Origin of the sequence: Streptomyces sp. RG80, assembly GCF_040446465.1 — a bacterium.
Classification (GTDB): Bacteria; Actinomycetota; Actinomycetes; order Streptomycetales; family Streptomycetaceae; genus Streptomyces.
In genome coordinates this window covers 157,296-173,888 of sequence record NZ_JBEAAJ010000001.1, presented here as the reverse complement: position 1 = coordinate 173,888, position 16,593 = coordinate 157,296, and the positions used below count along the sequence as shown (strand labels likewise).

Here is a 16,593-nt window from a genome sequence, read left to right as displayed (position 1 = left end):
GGTCCGGCCAGGGTCGTTCCGACTCCCGCCGGAGCGTCTCGCCCGTCACCATGGACACATGACAGATCACCGGCATGCCGCGGACCCGGCGCCCGACGAGGGCGCCTCGTCCGCCGCGCCTCCCGCGGCCGCCGCGGGTGAGGAACCGCGCGCGCACGAGCGGGCGGACGCGCATGAGCGGGTGGGCGCGCGCACGGAAACGGGGACGGCCGACCGACCGGCCCCGGCCGCCGGCGGCGTCGAGCCACCCGCCCAGGCCGGAGCCCCCGGGCCCCCCGCGAGGTTCCGGCGCGACCGTCGGTTCAAGGTGCTCGCCGGGGTGTGCGCGGGGCTCGGGCGGCAGTGCGACATGGACCCGGTGATCTTCCGCATCACGCTCGCCGTGCTCTCCGCGACCGGCGGCATCGGCCTCATCTTCTACGGCTTCGCCTGGCTCTTCGTCCCGTACGAGGACGACGAGGAGAACGAGGTCCGCAAGCTGCTGACCGGCCGCGTCGACGGCCAGGCCCTGACCGCCGTGCTGTTCGCCCTGGTCGGCTGCGGGGTGTTCCTGACGATGCTGAACAACGGCGGAGTGCTCACCTTCGCCGTCGTCCTCTCCCTCCTCCTCGCCGGCGCCGGGTACTGGACCCGCCGGCGCGGCGAGCCCGACACCGACCCACTGGCCGCGCAGGCAGTCGCCGACGCCCCGCCGGAGGCCCAGGCACCGCCGGTCGGCGCCGGGTACCCGTCCTGGTGGCGCGACCCCATCGTCAAGGACGGCACACACGAGGGCGGCACCGGCTATCTCTGGGGCCCCCGCGACTCCCGCGACCGGGACATCATGGCGGCCGTCAACATCGGCCTCGGCGCGTACGGCGAGGGCCGCGTCCCCACCCGCGTCACGCGCACCCAGCCGCCCAAGAGCCGCGGGCCCCGCTGGATCGGCGGCTGGATCTTCCTGTTCGCGCTGCTCGCGGGCGGCCTCGGCACCAGCCTGACGTGGGACGAACACCCGCTCGGCACGAGCCTCCAGACCGGCCTGTCCTGCGCCCTCATAGTCATCGGCCTCGGTATAGCGATCAGCTCCTTCCTGGGACGCACCGGAGCGGGGTCGGTCTTCCTCGCGGTGATCACGGCGGGGCTGCTCGCCGGCTCGGCGGCACTGCCCAAGGACATCGGCACGCACTGGATCGAGGAGACCTGGCGGCCCGTCGCGGTGACGGACGTCCGGCCCAAGTACGACCTGGGCACGGGCGTCGGCACCCTGGACCTGACGAAGCTGGACCTCACCAAGGGACAGACGGTGACCGCACGGGCCGAGGTGGGCGTGGGCAAGCTGAAAGTGGTCGTACCGCGGGACGCGACGGTGAAGGTCAGCATCGACGTCGGCGTGGGCGACATCCAGCTCCCGGGCGACGACCAGGAGGACGTGGACGTGGAACCGGGCAAGTACAAGGAGGCCACCCTGGCACCCCCCAAGGGCACCAAGTCCTCCGGCACCCTCGACCTCGACCTCCAGGTCGGCGTCGGCCAGGCGGAGGTGAGCCGTGCTACGTCATGAGTTCCGCCCCGGCAGACTGATCGCCGGCTTCTTCCTCACCCTCGCGGGCATCATCTACGCCGGTGACGCGGGCGGCGCCTGGGAGACACCGTGGTTCGCGGTCATCCCCCTCGTCACGGGCGGCCTCTGCCTGGCGGCCACGGTGGGCATGCTGACCCGAACCCTCCGCCGACGCCGCAACGCGACGGCCGCGAGCACGACAACGGAGGCCGAGGCACAGATACCGACCTGACCGACCGGGCTGACCTGACCGGCCTCCCGGACCGCCGAGGGCGCAGACCTAGGCCACCGAGGACGCTGACCGGGACCACCGAGGGCGTGGACCGGGGTCACCGAGAACGTGGACCGGGGTCACCGAGCCGGGTGCACGGACAGGACAGGCATGGCCGTGGGAGGGCCGGGTCGGCCTCCCCGGCTCGGGTCCGCGTCCGATGGCCCGGCCAGTACCCCGCGGCTCATGTTCGGCCCGACCAGTACCCCGCGGCTCATGCTCGGCCGGCTAGTACGCCGCCGCCCGTTCTCGCCGCCGAGCGCGCCACGCCGCGTCCACCGAGAGGTACGGCGCGCCGGCCAGGACCAGGGGGAGCCAGGCCATCAGATAGGCAAGGTCGTTTCCGTAGTAGTACGGATCCGAGGCCCAGCTCATCGTCAGCCACAGGCTCAGGGAGATCAGTGCTCCGCCGAGGGCGGCGAGACGGGCGAGGAGGCCGATGAGCGTTCCGATGCCGACGGCCAGTTCGCCGAACGCGATGGCGTAGCCGAAGCCGACGGGGCTCTTCAGGGCCATGTCGATCATGTCCGGGATCGCCGCGGAGTCCCGCACGTTGCGCATCTGCTCGCCGATGGAGCCCGTACCGGAGGACTTCATGAAGGCGCTGTCGGTGATCTTGTCCAGGCCGGCGTAGATGAACGTGACGCCGAGGAAGAGCCGCAGCGGGAGCAGGGCGTAACGGGTGGCGGTGTCCCGCCAGCTCCGACCGCCGTCGTAGTAGGGGGTGTGCGTGTCCGTACGGAAGCTGTGCGTCATCGCCTCGAGCCGCCTCTCACCCAGCGTGCCGTGACCCCTCAAAAGACGATACGCACGAAAGGGAGATGCCGCTCAATGCTGACGCGACCGTTTTCCCCGGCCCGGACAGGCCGCAGCCGGCGCCCGCGGGACCGCGCACCCGGGACGCCCGGGACGCCCGGGACGCCCGGGACGCCCGGGCGATCAGATGTGGGCCTGGATCTGGCGCACCGGGTGCCCGAGGGCCTCGGCGACGGCGGCGAGCTGCTCGTCGGTGAGCCGGTCGAGCTCCGGGTTCCACGCGGCGATCTCGAAGCGGGCGAAGCCGCAGGGCCAGTCGAAGTCGAGGGTGTCGAGGGAGGTGGTGGCGCCGCAGCAGGGGACGTCCATGGAGAGGGTGGGGAATCCGTCCTCGTGGTCCTCGACGAGGTCCGCCCACCAGTCGAGGTCGATCGACCCCCGGCAGTGCGGGCACCCGATCCGGGCCAGGTTCTGCGCGCTGTCGACCACGGCGGGCGCGTCGTACCAGTCGACGTCGACCTCGACGTTCGTGTCGACGGCGAGACCGCCGGTCAGGGCGGTCACGAGGGCGGTGGCCCGGTCGGCGGCGAGGCGCTCGGGCTGCCAGTGCGGGTCGGTGGGGATGACGGAGAGGACGTCGTCACTCATCGGTCACCGCTCTTCGGTCCTTCACCCCGTCACCCCTTCACCCGTCGTCATGAATCAGCCCCGCCCACACTCCGCACCACCGGCCGTCCCACCTCACGCACCGACCGCCCCACCTCACGCACCAGCCGCCCCACCTCCCGCACCGGCCATCGCGCCTCAGTCCGTCACATCGATCGCGTACCGGTTCGTCTCCACGCCCGCCGCCGTGATCACCTGGACCTCCACCCGCCCTGGCTCCACATCGGCCGGGACCGGCACGGTCAGGACGGCGTCCGTCGGGTTGCTGAAGCCGCCGGAGACCGGCACGAGCGGGACGTGGACGTGGACCGTGCCGACGCGGACCGTCATCCGGGAGAGCCGGTCGGCGCCCTGGGCGCCCGGGGGTACGAAACCGGCGCCGCGGATCTCGATGTCGTCGCCCGTGCGGATCGGGGCGTCGAGATCGCCGGCCTCGCGGGCGCGGACGACGGAGAGGATGACCGGGCGGCCGCCCTCGGCGTACTTCCCGGCGACGTAGGTCGCCGCCGAGACGAGGACCACCACCGCGAGGCCCCAGGGGAGGTCGGGCAGTTGGTCGGGGCGGCGGGCCAGCCGCACCGCCGCGAACAGCAGGGCGACGGCGCTGATGACGACGTACTGGATGTCGGCGAAGGTGCCCCGGCCCGCGTCGTCCGTGAGCAGGTCCGCGGCGCGCGGCCGGTCGGCGGGTACCTTCTGGAGCCGCTGTCCGAGCACCCGCAGCCCGACGACCCGCCGCACCAGGACCGCGATCCCGCACACCACGGCGAGGACGGTCACCACTCCGGCGCCGCGGGCGAGTTCGAAGCCGGAGATCAGGGTGTCGCGCTCGGCGGGGTCGGAGGCGGCGGCGAGCCGGCCGACCAGGACCAGCACGGCGTAGGCGACGAACAGCACCCAGGCCACCGCCACCGCGCGGGAGGTGGAGAGCCGGTTGTCCTCGCCGATGACGGGCGCGAGCGCGCCGCCCCGGGTCCGGTGGAACCAGGAGGCGGCCGTCAGGGCACCGGCGGTCAGCAGCGCGGCGAGCAGGCCGGCCGTGCGGGCGGTGGTCCAGCCCGCGCCGATCGCCGTCAGTGCCTGGACGAGCAGCAGGACGACCACGCCGGCCCAGACCGTGCAGGCCGTACGGCTCCACAGGCGGGCCAGCCAGGCCTCGCCCTCGGCGCGGCCGCGTTCGGCGACGACCTCGGCGGACTGGGTGAGTTCCTCCGACACCCACTGGCGGGAGGCGGAGGCCGAGTGGGCGACCGCGGCCGGCAGTCCCTGTCCGGCGGCGAACTCGTCCCGTTTCAGCAGGAATTCGGCGACCGCCCGCCGATGTCCCGCACGCGCCCCGTGCGGACAGTCCCCGCAGGTGCAGCCGCCTCCGTGAGCGCCCGATTCCACGCTCTGTCTCGCCTCCTGCACCGCCACGCCCGACGCCTGCCTTCCCCGCGATCTCCATGCGCTGCGGCCCCTGCCGAACCCTCGGCGACCGCCCTGCAACTCCCGTGCGACGAAAGCGAATTGTGCCCTACGCCACTGGGTGCTCGACCGCCAGGTCTGGTCAGGGCGGGTGAAGACGGGGCCGCCGTGTTGACCCGGCTGCGAGAATTTCCCTATGGCCGAGATCATCCAGCGCGACGGGACCTGGGCCTTCGACGGCACGACGGTCAGGATCACGCCGGGCCTGCACCGCTCGGTGCCGCTGTTCCGGCAGACGTACGGCGAGATCGCGGTGCCCCTGGAGGCCGTCTCGAGCGTGGTCTACGAACCCGAACGCAAGCGGGGGCGGCTGCGGATGCGGCTGCGCGAGGGGGCGGACCCACTGCTCCAGGCGACGGGCGGCCGGCTGCCGGACCCGGCGGATCCGTACCGGCTGCTGGTGGACATCGACCGCTCCGGGGTGGCCGAGTACGTGGCGGAGGAGATCCGCCGGGCGCTGTTGCTCGACCAGGTCCCCAAGGACCCGACGAAGACGTATCTGCTGGCGGGCCCGCCGGTTCCGGTCTCGGTGCGCTCCTCCGACGGCACGGTCTCCTTCGACGGCCTCCAGGTCCGTATCGACTGGTCGGACACCTCCGACCGGGTCAAACGGGCGACCGGGCCGCGGATCATCGCCGCCGGCGATCTGGTGGGGGTCGAGTGGCTGCCCAACTCCGGTTACGAGGACGGGTTCCTGCGGTTCGTGACCCGCGAGACGGCGTTCTCCAAACTCCCGCCGGAGAAGGACCCCTACGCCCTCGACCTGTGGGGCAGCGCCCGCCGCGACCTGCTCACGGCCCTGGTCGCCACCGCCGTCACCGCCCGCCTCCCGCACCCCTCCACTCGCACCGGCACCGGCACCGGCACCGGCACCGGCACCGACCACGCGGACGCACCGCGCCACCTCCAGGCCGCCGTCCCGGCCCAGGCCGCCCGGCCCGACCACCACGACGTACTGCTGCGCAGACTGCGGGAGTTGGGCGAGCTGCACCGCGACGGCGTGCTCACGGACGAGGAGTTCGCGCTGACCAAGGCGGCCGTGCTGCGAGGGTTCTGACCCTGGTGAAGGCGCCCTTAACTCAGCAGGTCGGGTTCGCTGCGGCTGATGTCCTGCCACAGCGGCTGGTAGTTGATCCACGCCACCAGATCGCCGCCCAGCTGCTCCCGCGTGGACACGGCCGCCCTGTGCTCGATCAGCACCGGCCGTCCCGCCGCCCGGGCCGTCAGCTGGACCTGCGAGGAGCGTTCCATGGACAGGAACCACCAGGCCGCCGCGTCGACGGAGTCGCCGACCGTCAGCAGGCCGTGGTTGCGCAGGATGAGGGCCTTGCGGCAGTCGAGGGCGGCGGCGATACGCCGGCCCTCGGCAGCGTCGACGGCGACGCCGGTGTAGGCGTCGTAGAGGGCGTGGTCCTCGTAGAAGGCGCAGCTCTCCTGGGTGATGGGGTCCAGGAGGTCGCCGAGGGCGGCGAGCGCCCGGCCGTGCACCGAGTGGCAGTGGGCGACCGCGACGACGTCGGGCCGGGCGGCGTGCACCTGGGCGTGCACGGTGAAGGCGGCCTGGTTGACGTGGTACCGGCCCTCGACGACCTGTCCGTCGGAGTTGGCCAGGACCAGGTCGCTCACCGTGACGTGCTTGAACGGCATGCCGAACGGATTGACCCAGAAGCAGTCGGTCAGCTCCGGGTCCCGCGCGGTGATGTGACCCGAGACGCCGTCCTCGAAGCCCATCCGCCCGAAGATCCGCAGCGCCCCGGCGAGCCGCTCCTTGCGGTGCCGGCGCTCGTCCTCGACCGAGTCGTGCATCGGGGGCATCGCGAACTGGAGTTTGTCGGTGGGCAGGGGGGTCGGCGGGTTGGGCCCATACGTCCCGTGCATAGATCCTCCTGCACTGGGGTTGCTTTACGTGGCGGAAGTTACCGTCGGTCAGCGCAGGAGAACAGGCTTGAGAAGTAACGATGCCGTGCACAACCGTTCCCGGAGCTCAGGGGTCTGGGATGCGGAACAAGAAGTTCAGCACCTGTTTTGAGCCACCCGGAGCCCTCCTTGAGCATCGCCGAACGTCACCTCAGCTCCCTCATGCGGCAGCTCGCGACCCAGGACCACGTCGAGCTGGTCCACCCCTTCGCCGAGCACAAGACCTTCGGCGCGCTCGTCTACGTCGCCGAGTGCTTCGGCTTCCGCTACTCCGGTGTCCGCCTCGTCGGTCGCCACAAGGTCCTGCACGTCCATCTCGTCCGCTCCCCCGAGCCCTGGGCCCAGCAGCGTGCCGCCGCGAACCTCGCCGCGTTCGGGCAGGTGGGCGCGGGCGGGCCGGTGCCCGGTATGTACCTGAACTCGCTCACCCCGGTCCCCGAGGCACAGGCCGACGTCGACCTGATCATCGCGCTCATCAAGTACGACGGCCTGGTCGAGGCGGGCAACCGCAAGCAGCTGCTGACCATCGCCTGGGGCTCCGGCGCCCTGTTCCTGCTGCTGGCGCTGCTGACGGGTGTGTACGCCGTCCTGCTGCCGCTCGCGGTCCTGATGCCGGCGTTCGTGCTGTGCGCCCTCCGGATCAACACGGTCCGGCGCGCCAAGCTCGGCGCACAGCTGACGGCGGCCGGATGCGCGCAGGTGCGGGACGACGCGGGCCGGGAGCGGTACGTACGACCGGTACCGCACGTCGCGTAAAAGCAGACAGCGGATGTCGGGTATTGGCGTCACACTCGTCGTATGACAGCGAACTGGTCCACCTTCACCGACGCCGAACCCGAGCTCGCCAAGATCGTGGAGGATCGCTTCAGCGCTTTCACCCACCACGTCCTCGCGACGCTCCGCAAGGACGGCTCCCCGCGCACCACCGGCCTGGAGGTTCGTTTCCTCAACGGCGAACTCTGGCTCGGCATGATGCCGGGCTCCCTCAAGGCGCTCGACCTGCTCCGCGATCCGCGTTTCGCGCTTCAGGCGAACCCCGGGGAGGGGCAGACCCTGGGCGGCGGGGACGTGCGGATCAGCGGGCGGGCGATCGAGGTGCACGACGCCGCGACCCGGGCCCGGTACAGCGAAGAGGTGGAACCGCCGGAGCCGTTCCACCTCTTCCGCACCGAGCTGACGGAGGTCGTACGGATCTCCATCGAGGACGAGAAGTACCTGGTCGCCCAGGTCTGGAAGCCCGGAGAGCCGGTGCGCACTCTCAAGCGGACCTAGTCAGCGGGACTACTCCCACTCGATCGTGCCCGGCGGCTTCGACGTGACGTCGAGGACGACCCGGTTGACGTCCGCCACCTCGTTGGTGATCCGCGTCGAGATCTTCGCGAGCACCTCGTACGGCAGGCGCGACCAGTCGGCGGTCATGGCGTCCTCGGAGGACACCGGGCGCAGCACGATCGGGTGGCCGTAGGTGCGGCCGTCGCCCTGGACGCCGACGCTGCGGACGTCCGCCAGCAGGACCACCGGGCACTGCCAGATGTCCCGGTCGAGGCCGGCCGCGGTGAGCTCCTCACGGGCGATGGCGTCGGCGTCGCGCAGCAGGTCCAGACGCTCCTTGGTGACCTCGCCGACGATCCGGATGCCGAGGCCCGGGCCGGGGAACGGCTGGCGCTGGACGATCTCGTCCGGGAGCCCCAGCTCCTGGCCGACCATCCGGACCTCGTCCTTGAACAGCTTGCGCAGCGGCTCGATCAGCTTGAACTCGAGGTCCTCCGGCAGACCGCCCACGTTGTGGTGGGACTTGATGTTGGCCGTGCCGGTACCGCCACCGGACTCGACCACGTCCGGGTAGAGCGTGCCCTGGACCAGGAACTCCACCGCCGGACCGGCGTCCGCGATGATCTCCGCCTGTGCCTGCTCGAAGACCCGGATGAACTCCCGGCCGATGATCTTCCGCTTCTCCTCGGGGTCCGAGACACCCTTGAGGGCGGTGAGGAAGCGCTCCTCCGCGTCGACGACGACCAGCTTGACGCCGGTCGCGGCCACGAAGTCCTTCTCGACCTGCTCGGTCTCGCCCTTGCGCATCAGGCCGTGGTCGACGTACACGCAGGTCAGCTGGTCGCCGATGGCGCGGGCGACGAGGGCCGCGGCCACGGCGGAGTCGACGCCGCCGGACAGACCGCAGATGGCGCGCTTGTCGCCGACCTGCTCACGGATCGCGGCGACCTGCTCGTCGATCACGTTGCCCGTGGTCCAGGAGGGCGCGAGCCCGGCGCCGCGGTACAGGAAGTGCTCCAGGACCTGCTGGCCGTGCGTGGAGTGCATGACCTCGGGGTGGTACTGGACGCCGTAGAGCTTCTTCTCGTCGTTCTCGAAGGCGGCGACCGGGACGACGTCCGTGGACGCCGAGACGGCGAAGCCCTCGGGGGCGGCGGAGCAGGCGTCGCCGTGGGACATCCACACCGACTGCTCGTCCGGGGTGCCCTCGAAGAGCGTCGAACCGGACTTCGACACGTGCAGCGGCGTACGGCCGTACTCGCGCGCGCCGGTGTTGTCGACCGTGCCGCCGAGGGTCGTGGCCATCAGCTGGAAGCCGTAGCACATGCCGAAGACGGGGACGCCGGCCTCGAAGAGGGCGCGGTCGACGGTCGGGGCGCCCTCGGCGTACACCGAGGAGGGGCCGCCGGAGAGGATGATCGCCGCCGGGTTCTTGGCGAGCATCTCCTCGACCGGCATGGTGCTCGGCACGATCTCGCTGTAGACCCGCGCCTCGCGGACGCGACGGGCGATGAGCTGGGCGTACTGCGCGCCGAAGTCGACGACCAGGACGGTGTCGGGAGCGGCGGCGGGGTTCGCTGATGACACGGGTTGCCTTCCGGCGGTGAGCGAGGGGTGTGTGAGGCCGAGTCTACCGGGCGCGGCGGGCCCGTCCCCGGGGTAAGCCCCGTCTCAGGATGCGAACCGGGTTGGACGCCCCCGGAAGGCGGGGCATACTGCTGCCATGCTCACGCACCCGACCTACCTCTTTACCTATGGCACCCGGCCCGCCGGCTGCCATGGTCGTGCTGCTTGAGCTACTGACAAGCGACTTCCCAGGCGCCCCGGGCCGACAAGGTCCGGGGCGTCTGTCGTCTGCTTCCGGGCCTTGCCGCTCCGGGGCACCTCCACCCCTTGCCGACGAGGAGCCCCTTATGACCGCCATCGACGTGACCGGCGCCCGTACCCCCGAGGCCGCCGACGTGATCACCGGCGCCCGTGAGCGCATCGACGCGCTCGACGACCGGATCATCGGTCTGATCCAGGAACGGATGGCCGTGTCCGCCGTCGTCCAGGAGGCACGGATCACCTCCGGGGGCCGGCGGGTGAACCTCTCCCGCGAGATGGAGGTGCTGAGCCACTACAGCGAGGCGCTGGGCAAGCCGGGCACCTCGCTGGCGATGACCCTGCTCGAACTGTGCCGGGGTCGCATCTGAGTTCGGGCCCCCTCTCACCCGTACGGTGCGTGACCGGGACGCGGACCGCTTCGTTGGTGGGGTGTCCGTGCCAGCCAGGGGCGGGCCCGAAAGAACCACGCGTGGCTCGCTGGAGCGATGAGACGTACGGATCGTGCCGTGCGTCGTGGGACCTCGCTCCAGGTAAGTGACCGGACGGCAGGGGACAGCAGCCCGGTCACCCAAGAGAACGGTCGGCTCCGGGGACGCTCGGGGCCGACCGACGGAATGTGCACACACGAGTACCAGGCAAAGTACGAGAACACGTACAAGGCTGGGCCAAACGGTTGCGGTGACCGGGTCCATCCAGCACGATGCCTACACAGCCCAAGTCCCCTCGCAGACAACCACATTGCCTTTGTGTTCCCGCACTGCCAGAGGTCGAGACCAGCCGCGCGCCCCGTCTGCGCCGGGGCGCCGACCCAGGGCACGTGAGGCAAGCGGCGCAACCCCCCGGCGCCGCTCCCCAGGCACCGGCGCTGCCCTGACGCCGGTGCTGACGAAAGAAGGGCCCCGCGGCTCCGTCCCGTGGGGCCCTTCGCCTGTCCTCGCGGCCGGAAGACTCCCGTTCAGACGCGGGAGACCGTCCCGCAGTCCTTCTCCTGCCGGATGTCCTTGCTGCGGTCGTAGGGGTCGCTCGTCGGACCCGACGGGGGCGCGCTCGTGGGGGCGTCCGAGGGGAACTGCGGATGGAACCAGCCGTCGTGGATGTCACAGGCCGAGTTGCCGGCGTCCCGGTCGTAGCGCAGGACGGTGAGCTTGCCGGGGGTGACGTCGTACGTGGCCGGGTCGGAGAGTTCGAGGTCCAGGACGCGGCGGACGATGATGCGGGTGACCTCGGTCGAGCCGTCGGCGCGGACCACCGGGTAGACGAAGGTGTAGTCGGCGTGGACGGCCACGGCTCTGCCCTTGCCCGCCTCGAAGGTGATGCGGCCGCGGGTCTTGACGACATCGCCGACGGTACGGACCTCGTCCGGGTCGAAGCGGGTGAACATCGCCAGCGGGTCGTGCTTCTCGGTCGGCTTGCTCAGGCCCGCCTTCAGCTCCGACAGGACGCCCGACTGCTTCGGGTCCAGTATGTCCAGCGCCTTCTCGGGGCGTTCGCCGCGCAGGGTCGCCGGGTCCAGGTTCGCGTCGATCAGCAGTTCCCGCGTCGACCGGAGGGCCTGTGCGACGTCCGCCTTCGACCTGCCGCCGACCGCTTCCGCCTTCGGTACGACGATGCCGGCCTGTCCGTCGGCCCAGCGCTTGGCCGGGGAGCCGGCGAACGGGTCGTCCAGGGTGGGGGTGGCCGGTGCCGCGGCGGAGGGCGGGGCGGTCGGGGCCACGGTCTCGTCGGGGAGCGGGGACTCGGCGGCGGAGTCGGAGCTTCCGCTGCCGAAGGGGTCGCCCGGTATCAGCGACGGCTTGAGCGCGACGACGGCCACGGCGACGGCGAGGAGCACACCGAGGGCCGTCCAGACACCCCGTCCGCGCTTTCGCCGCGGCGCCGGGCCCGTACGCCAGCCCTCTGCCGTCTCACCCCGGGCCTCCTGCTGCCGCAGCCGCTCCGTCACCATGCGGGCGCGCGCGGAGGGTTCCTTCGGAGCGTCCCGCTCGTTGGCACGGGCGAACTGTTCCCAGACGTCGTCGGGGACTTCGGGGGTCGAGGAGGAGTCCTCGGACGGCTTGTCAGACACGACCGCAGTTCTAAGGGCTGGGAAAGCACTTTCACAAGCGCGATCCGGATGTGACTCAGGCCACATAAGGTTTCTGTGAATGCTGGTGCAACCATTCACAGGCTTCACGAATCAAACCAGGCGAACCAAGGGTCACACCCGCGCCCCACACGCGAGACCCGCGCCACCCCACTCGCGTGCTGCGACGCGCAGCACACCGGACGTCCTGAGGTCTTTCATGAAGCTTCGCCGTGCCATGGCCGCAGCGGCCGCGACGGCTGTCATAGCCCCGCTCGCACTGCTGTCCGCGCCTGTCGCGTTCGCGGACGAGACGACTGCGACCCCCACCGAGACGGTCACCACCACGCCGTCGACCGAGCCGACCGACACAGCCGAGCCGACCCCGACCGACACCGCGCTGCCCACCGACACCGCGCTCCCGACCGACACGGCCACGCCCACCGCCACGGCGACGGACACCACCACGCCCACCGCCACGGCGACCGAGACGGGCGAGCCCGAGCCCACCGACTCGGCCGAGCCGAGCGAGGAGCCGAGCGACCCGGACGTCCCGTACTGCGAGGAACTCGACGAGGACTTCTCCGACGCCAAGGTGTCCGCGGACATCAAGGGCCTGCCGGGCAAGATCGTCGCCGGTGACGGCTTCCACGGCTTCAAGCTGGTCGTCACCAACGACTCCGGCACCACGGTCGACGGTGTCGCGTTCTACGCCGAGATCGAGAACTACGAGGTCGAAGAGGCGAAGTTCCTGAGCCCGTACGTCGACCTGGAGTTCAAGAACCCCGAGACGGGTTCCTGGGACCGCATCGGCTCCGACGAGTGGGCCGGCGACTACTTCTTCTACGTCGACTCGCTGAAGGCCGGCAAGAGCAAGACCGTCGACCTGCGCGTCAGCATCGACGCCAAGGCCCCGGCCGGCGACGCCTACTCCTTCGGCTCCGGCGCCTACCTGGACAACGTCGACGGCCAGGACTGCATCGCCGAGGGCTGGGCCCAGTACGACTTCGAGGTCCTGAAGGCCGGCACGCCCAACCCGAACCCGGGTACGGCCGACCCGAGCGACAACGGCTCCAAGGACTCGGTGAAGAAGCCGCAGGGTGACGTCTCCGAGCTGCCGACCGGCAACCTCGCCGACACCGGTTCCGGCTCGGCGCTGCCGACCATCGGTCTGGTCGGCGGTGTCGCGATCGTCGCCGGTGCCGGTGCCGTGTTCGCGATGCGCCGCCGCAAGGCCGGTGCGAACGCCTGAGGCGTAACCGCAGAAAAAGAGAAGGACCTGCGCTCGGAGGGGGGCGCAGGTCCTTCTCTTCATGTGCGGGTGACTACTTCTTCGGCGGCACCGCCGGTATCCCCAGGAACGGCAGCCGCAGCGCGCCGAACGCCTCCGTCGGGACCGCGGGTGTCCGCGGCTCGACCGGCTCCAGGCGCTCGTACGTCGCCCCCTGCGCCGGACGCGGGTCCGCCTCGCCCTTGTTGGGCCAGTACGACATGGCCCGCTCGGCCTGCGCGGTGATCGTCAGGGACGGGTTCACCCCGAGGTTCGCCGAGACCGCGGCACCGTCGACGACCGAGATGCCCGGGTGGCCGTAGAGCCGGTGGTACGGGTCGATCACGCCCTCCTCCGCGCTGGCGCCGATGGGGCAGCCGCCGAGGAAGTGGGCGGTGAGGGGCGTGCCCATCAGCTCGCCGACGTTCGAACCCGCGAAGCCGTTGATCTCGGCGGCGATCGCGGCGGCGCCCTCCGAAGCGGCCTTGATCTGCTTGGGGTTGGGGCTGCCGTGGCCCTGGCGTGCGGTCAGCAGGCCCTTGCCGACGCCGTCCGGCTTGAGGTACGTCGTCAGGGAGTTGTCCAGCGACTGCATCACCAGGCCGATGATGGTCCGCTCCGACCAGCGCCGGTTGGACAGGGAGCGCAGGACGAGCATCGGATGCCGGGCCGCGTTCGTCATCCAGCCCAGGACGCGCGAGGAGCCCTCGGCGTACGGGACCTGGAGGATGGACAGGCCGCCCATCGAGTTGGAGCCCTTGCCGTAACGGACCGGCTCGATATGGGTGTTGGCGTCCGGGTGGATGGAGGACGTGATGGCGACCCCGCGGGTGAAGTCGACCCGCTTCTCCCCCGTCGCCTTGCGGTAGCGCCGGTTGTCGGTCTGCGCTCCGACCAGCGCCTCGGAGTTGGTGCGGGTCAGCTCGCCCAGCTTGCCGGACAGGTACGGCAGTTGGCCGCCGGCCTTCATCCGGTGCAGCAGGGTCTGGGTGCCGTAGGTGCCGGCGGCGAGGACGACCCGGCGGGCCTTGAAGGTCCGGCCCGCGCCCTTGCGCTTGCGGTCCGTGGGGAGGGTCGCGACCGCGTATCCGCCCTGTGAGTCGTCGGTGAGCGAGACGACCGTCGTCAGGGGGTGCACGACCGCGCCCGCCTTCTCGGCGAGGTAGAGGTAGTTCTCGTTGAGGGTGTTCTTCGCGCCGTGCCGGCAGCCGGTCATGCACTCGCCGCACTCGGTACACGCCTTGCGTGCGGGTCCCGCGCCGCCGAAGTAAGGGTCGGCGACCTGCTCGCCGGGTTTCGCCTTCCCCGCGCCGTCGGCGTCCTGGCCGTCGCCGAAGAACACGCCCACGGGCGCCATGTGGAAGGTGTCGCCCACGCCCATCCGCTGGGCCGCCGCCTTCAGATGGACGTCGGACGGGGTCATCGTCGGGTTGAGCCGTACGCCGAGCATGCGCTGTGCCTGGTCGTAGTACGGCTTCAACTCCGCTTCCCAGTCCGTGATGTCACGCCACTGCGGGTCCTCGAAGAACGGCTTCGGCGGTACGTAGAGGGTGTTGGCGTAGTTGAGCGAACCGCCGCCCACGCCCGCGCCGGCCAGGACCATGACGTTGCCCAGCAGATGGATGCGCTGGAGGCCGTACATGCCGAGCTTGGGGGCCCAGAGGTAGTTCTTGATGTCCCAGGAGTTCTTGGGGAGGGTCTCCTTGGTGAAGCGCCGGCCCGCCTCCAGGACTCCCACGCGGTAGCCCTTCTCCGTGAGGCGAAGGGCGGTGACCGAGCCGCCGAATCCGGAACCCACGACGATGACGTCGTAGTCGTAGTCGTCCTGTGCCACGTGCGTTCTCCCTACCGGAACCGGAACGCCTTCATCAGCCGCAGACTGCGGCTCATGAACTGCGCGTACGCCTCGTCGTTCATGCCGAGCGACGGCGCCATCGGCAGCAGCCGCTGCTGGGCGACCGTCTGGGCCTCCGTGTACTTGAGGATGCCCTCGGAGCCGTGCCGGCGGCCGAGCCCGGAGTCCTTCATGCCGCCCATCGGGGACTGCACGCTGCCGTAGGCGGGCGCGTAACCCTCGTTGACGTTGACCGTGCCGGTCCGCAGCCGCCCGGCGACCTCGCGGCCCCGCTTGCCGCCCTTCGTCCAGACCGAGGAATTCAGGCCGTACGACGTGGAGTTGGCCTGCGCGATCGCCTCGTCGTCGGTCTTGAAGCGGTAGATGGAGACGACCGGGCCGAAGGTCTCCTCGGCGCAGATCGCCATGGGCTCGGTCACGCCGTCGAGGATGGTCGGCTCGAAGAAGTACGGGCCGATGTCCGGGCGGGCGACCCCGCCGGCGACGACCTTGGCGCCCTTCTCGACGGCCTCCTCGACATGGCGGGTGACGGTCTCCAGCTGGCGCTCTCCGACCAGCGAGCCCATGTCGGCGCCGTAGGCGAGGGACTTGCCGAGCCGCATGGCCTTGGTGCGGGCGGCGAAGCGCTCCAGGAAGGCGTCGGCGATCGACTCGTGGACGTACAACCGCTCGATGGAGATGCAGAGTTGGCCGGCGGAGGAGAAGCAGGCGCGGACCGCGCCGGCCGCCGCCTTCTCGATGTCGGCGTCCTCCAGGACCAACATGGCGTTCTTGCCGCCGAGTTCGAGGGAGACCCCGACCAGGCGGGCGGCGGCGCCCTGGGCGACCTGGCGGCCGGTGCGGGTGGAGCCGGTGAAGGAGACGTAGTCGGCGTGCCGGACGACCTCGGGGCCGACGACGGGGCCCTCGCCGAGGACGACCTGGAAGACGTCGGCGGGCAGGCCGGCCTCGATGAGGAGGTCACGGGCCCAGAGCGCGGTGAGGCAGGTCTCGGTGTCCGGCTTCATCACGACCGCGTTGCCCGCGACGAACGCGGGCAGCGCGTCGCCGACGGACAGCTCCAGGGGGTAGTTCCAGGGGGCGATCTGGCCGACCACACCGCGCGGGTGGCGCAGCTCGGTGACCTTGGTGAGGGTCGGCATGGCGCCCGCGTGCCGCTTGGGTCGCAGGTAGGAGGGGGCCTTGCGGCCGTAGTGGCGGGCGGCGACCGCGACGGCCTGCACCTCCTCATGGGCGTGCAGACGGGCCTTGCCGGTCTCCAGCTGGATCAGGTCGAGGACCTCGGCCTGGCGTTCGAGGACGAGGTCGTGGAAGCGGAGCAGGACGGCCGCGCGCTGCCGTACGGGCGTCTGCTCCCACACCGCCTGTGCCTTGCGGGCCGCCTGGAAGGCCTTCTCGACGTCCTCGGGCGTCGACTCGGGCAGGTCGGCCAGCTTGTCGCCGGTGAACGGCGTGTGGTTGGCGGTACGACCGGAGCCGACCACACCCTTGGTGAGCTGGGCGACCAGCTCCGGGGTGACCACGTCGGCCGCGGTCCGGGCGCCCTCCGGGGCGGGGGCGAGGGGGTTGGTGGCCTGATCCGAAGCCTTCGAGTCCGTCATGACGCGCAGGGTATGCCGGGTCGGGGACTTTGGGTACCCGTCGGTAATCGGGATTCACCGAGTACTCACACACTGCCAGCGATCAC

At 71.1% G+C, this 16,593-nt stretch carries 15 protein-coding genes; 7 read left to right on the top strand and 8 right to left on the bottom strand.

The features are described 5' to 3' along the window. Positions 1-58 precede the first annotated feature (58 nt). Both ABKA17_RS00860 and ABKA17_RS00855 read left to right on the top strand, forming a co-directional pair. Positions 59-1,543 (top strand): PspC domain-containing protein, encoded by a 1,485-nt coding sequence (locus ABKA17_RS00860; protein ID WP_353689833.1) that lies wholly within the window; start codon positions 59-61, stop codon positions 1,541-1,543. After that, positions 1,530-1,775 (top strand): hypothetical protein, encoded by a 246-nt coding sequence (locus tag ABKA17_RS00855; RefSeq protein WP_353689832.1) that lies wholly within the window; start codon positions 1,530-1,532, stop codon positions 1,773-1,775. The genes ABKA17_RS00860 and ABKA17_RS00855 overlap by 14 nt, the downstream gene beginning before the upstream one ends. Before the next feature lie 267 nt (positions 1,776-2,042). Here ABKA17_RS00855 and ABKA17_RS00850 read toward each other — a convergent pair whose 3' ends face one another. The 3 genes from ABKA17_RS00850 to ABKA17_RS00840 all read right to left on the bottom strand — a co-directional run bounded on the left by ABKA17_RS00850 (position 2,043) and on the right by ABKA17_RS00840 (position 4,652). Next, positions 2,043-2,570 (bottom strand): DoxX family protein, encoded by a 528-nt coding sequence (locus tag ABKA17_RS00850; protein ID WP_353689831.1) that lies wholly within the window; start codon positions 2,568-2,570, stop codon positions 2,043-2,045. 183 nt (positions 2,571-2,753) lie between these two features. Beyond that, a complete protein-coding gene (locus ABKA17_RS00845; RefSeq protein WP_353689830.1) occupies positions 2,754-3,218 on the bottom strand; it encodes a hypothetical protein in 465 nt (154 codons plus the stop codon). Between the two features lie 156 nt (positions 3,219-3,374). Continuing rightward, positions 3,375-4,652, bottom strand: a complete 1,278-nt coding sequence (locus tag ABKA17_RS00840; RefSeq protein ID WP_353689829.1) for a hypothetical protein — start codon at positions 4,650-4,652, stop codon at positions 3,375-3,377. A gap of 187 nt (positions 4,653-4,839) precedes the next feature. Here ABKA17_RS00840 and ABKA17_RS00835 point away from each other — a divergent pair, with 187 nt between their 5' ends. Next, positions 4,840-5,760, top strand: a complete 921-nt coding sequence (locus ABKA17_RS00835; protein WP_353689828.1) for a DUF4429 domain-containing protein — start codon at positions 4,840-4,842, stop codon at positions 5,758-5,760. Between the two features lie 17 nt (positions 5,761-5,777). On the opposite strand, the gene ABKA17_RS00830 is transcribed toward ABKA17_RS00835, so the two are convergent. Continuing rightward, a complete protein-coding gene (locus tag ABKA17_RS00830; RefSeq protein ID WP_353689827.1) occupies positions 5,778-6,581 on the bottom strand; it encodes a class II aldolase/adducin family protein in 804 nt (267 codons plus the stop codon). Between the two features lie 168 nt (positions 6,582-6,749). Between ABKA17_RS00830 and ABKA17_RS00825 the strand changes: the two genes are divergently transcribed. Both ABKA17_RS00825 and ABKA17_RS00820 read left to right on the top strand, forming a co-directional pair. After that, entirely contained in the window at positions 6,750-7,376 is a 627-nt protein-coding gene (locus tag ABKA17_RS00825) for a hypothetical protein (RefSeq protein ID WP_353689826.1), read from the top strand. Positions 7,377-7,418: 42 nt separating this feature from the next. Further along, positions 7,419-7,892 carry a pyridoxamine 5'-phosphate oxidase family protein gene (locus tag ABKA17_RS00820; protein ID WP_353689825.1) on the top strand — a complete coding sequence of 158 codons (474 nt, stop codon included), beginning with the start codon at positions 7,419-7,421 and terminating at the stop codon, positions 7,890-7,892. A 9-nt stretch (positions 7,893-7,901) separates the two neighbouring features. Here the strand turns inward: ABKA17_RS00820 and guaA are convergent, their stop codons facing one another. Next, positions 7,902-9,479, bottom strand: a complete 1,578-nt coding sequence (guaA, locus tag ABKA17_RS00815; protein ID WP_353689824.1) for a glutamine-hydrolyzing GMP synthase — start codon at positions 9,477-9,479, stop codon at positions 7,902-7,904. A 326-nt stretch (positions 9,480-9,805) separates the two neighbouring features. Between guaA and ABKA17_RS00810 the strand changes: the two genes are divergently transcribed. Beyond that, positions 9,806-10,087, top strand: coding sequence for a chorismate mutase (locus ABKA17_RS00810; RefSeq protein WP_353689823.1), 282 nt, complete (start codon positions 9,806-9,808; stop codon positions 10,085-10,087). 587 nt (positions 10,088-10,674) lie between these two features. On the opposite strand, the gene ABKA17_RS00805 is transcribed toward ABKA17_RS00810, so the two are convergent. Further along, positions 10,675-11,784, bottom strand: a complete 1,110-nt coding sequence (locus tag ABKA17_RS00805; protein WP_353689822.1) for a hypothetical protein — start codon at positions 11,782-11,784, stop codon at positions 10,675-10,677. A 217-nt stretch (positions 11,785-12,001) separates the two neighbouring features. Between ABKA17_RS00805 and ABKA17_RS00800 the strand changes: the two genes are divergently transcribed. Continuing rightward, a complete protein-coding gene (locus tag ABKA17_RS00800; protein WP_353689821.1) occupies positions 12,002-13,033 on the top strand; it encodes an LPXTG cell wall anchor domain-containing protein in 1,032 nt (343 codons plus the stop codon). A 73-nt stretch (positions 13,034-13,106) separates the two neighbouring features. On the opposite strand, the gene ABKA17_RS00795 is transcribed toward ABKA17_RS00800, so the two are convergent. Both ABKA17_RS00795 and ABKA17_RS00790 read right to left on the bottom strand, forming a co-directional pair. Then, on the bottom strand, positions 13,107-14,885 hold the full coding sequence (locus tag ABKA17_RS00795; RefSeq protein ID WP_353689820.1) for a GMC oxidoreductase: 1,779 nt from the start codon (positions 14,883-14,885) through the stop codon (positions 13,107-13,109). Between the two features lie 11 nt (positions 14,886-14,896). Next, positions 14,897-16,507 (bottom strand): succinic semialdehyde dehydrogenase, encoded by a 1,611-nt coding sequence (locus ABKA17_RS00790; protein ID WP_353689819.1) that lies wholly within the window; start codon positions 16,505-16,507, stop codon positions 14,897-14,899. Positions 16,508-16,593 lie beyond the last annotated feature (86 nt).

Excerpts from the sequence above, each read along its gene's own strand:
- ABKA17_RS00860 (WP_353689833.1), top strand. The coding sequence starts at position 59 with ATGACAGATCACCGGCATGCCGCGGACCCGGCGCCCGACGAGGGCGCC.
- ABKA17_RS00850 (WP_353689831.1), bottom strand. The coding sequence starts at position 2,570 with ATGACGCACAGCTTCCGTACGGACACGCACACCCCCTACTACGACGGC.
- ABKA17_RS00845 (WP_353689830.1), bottom strand. The coding sequence starts at position 3,218 with ATGAGTGACGACGTCCTCTCCGTCATCCCCACCGACCCGCACTGGCAG.
- ABKA17_RS00835 (WP_353689828.1), top strand. The coding sequence starts at position 4,840 with ATGGCCGAGATCATCCAGCGCGACGGGACCTGGGCCTTCGACGGCACG.
- ABKA17_RS00830 (WP_353689827.1), bottom strand. The coding sequence starts at position 6,581 with ATGCACGGGACGTATGGGCCCAACCCGCCGACCCCCCTGCCCACCGAC.
- ABKA17_RS00820 (WP_353689825.1), top strand. The coding sequence starts at position 7,419 with ATGACAGCGAACTGGTCCACCTTCACCGACGCCGAACCCGAGCTCGCC.
- ABKA17_RS00810 (WP_353689823.1), top strand. The coding sequence starts at position 9,806 with ATGACCGCCATCGACGTGACCGGCGCCCGTACCCCCGAGGCCGCCGAC.
- ABKA17_RS00800 (WP_353689821.1), top strand. The coding sequence starts at position 12,002 with ATGAAGCTTCGCCGTGCCATGGCCGCAGCGGCCGCGACGGCTGTCATA.
- ABKA17_RS00790 (WP_353689819.1), bottom strand. The coding sequence starts at position 16,507 with ATGACGGACTCGAAGGCTTCGGATCAGGCCACCAACCCCCTCGCCCCC.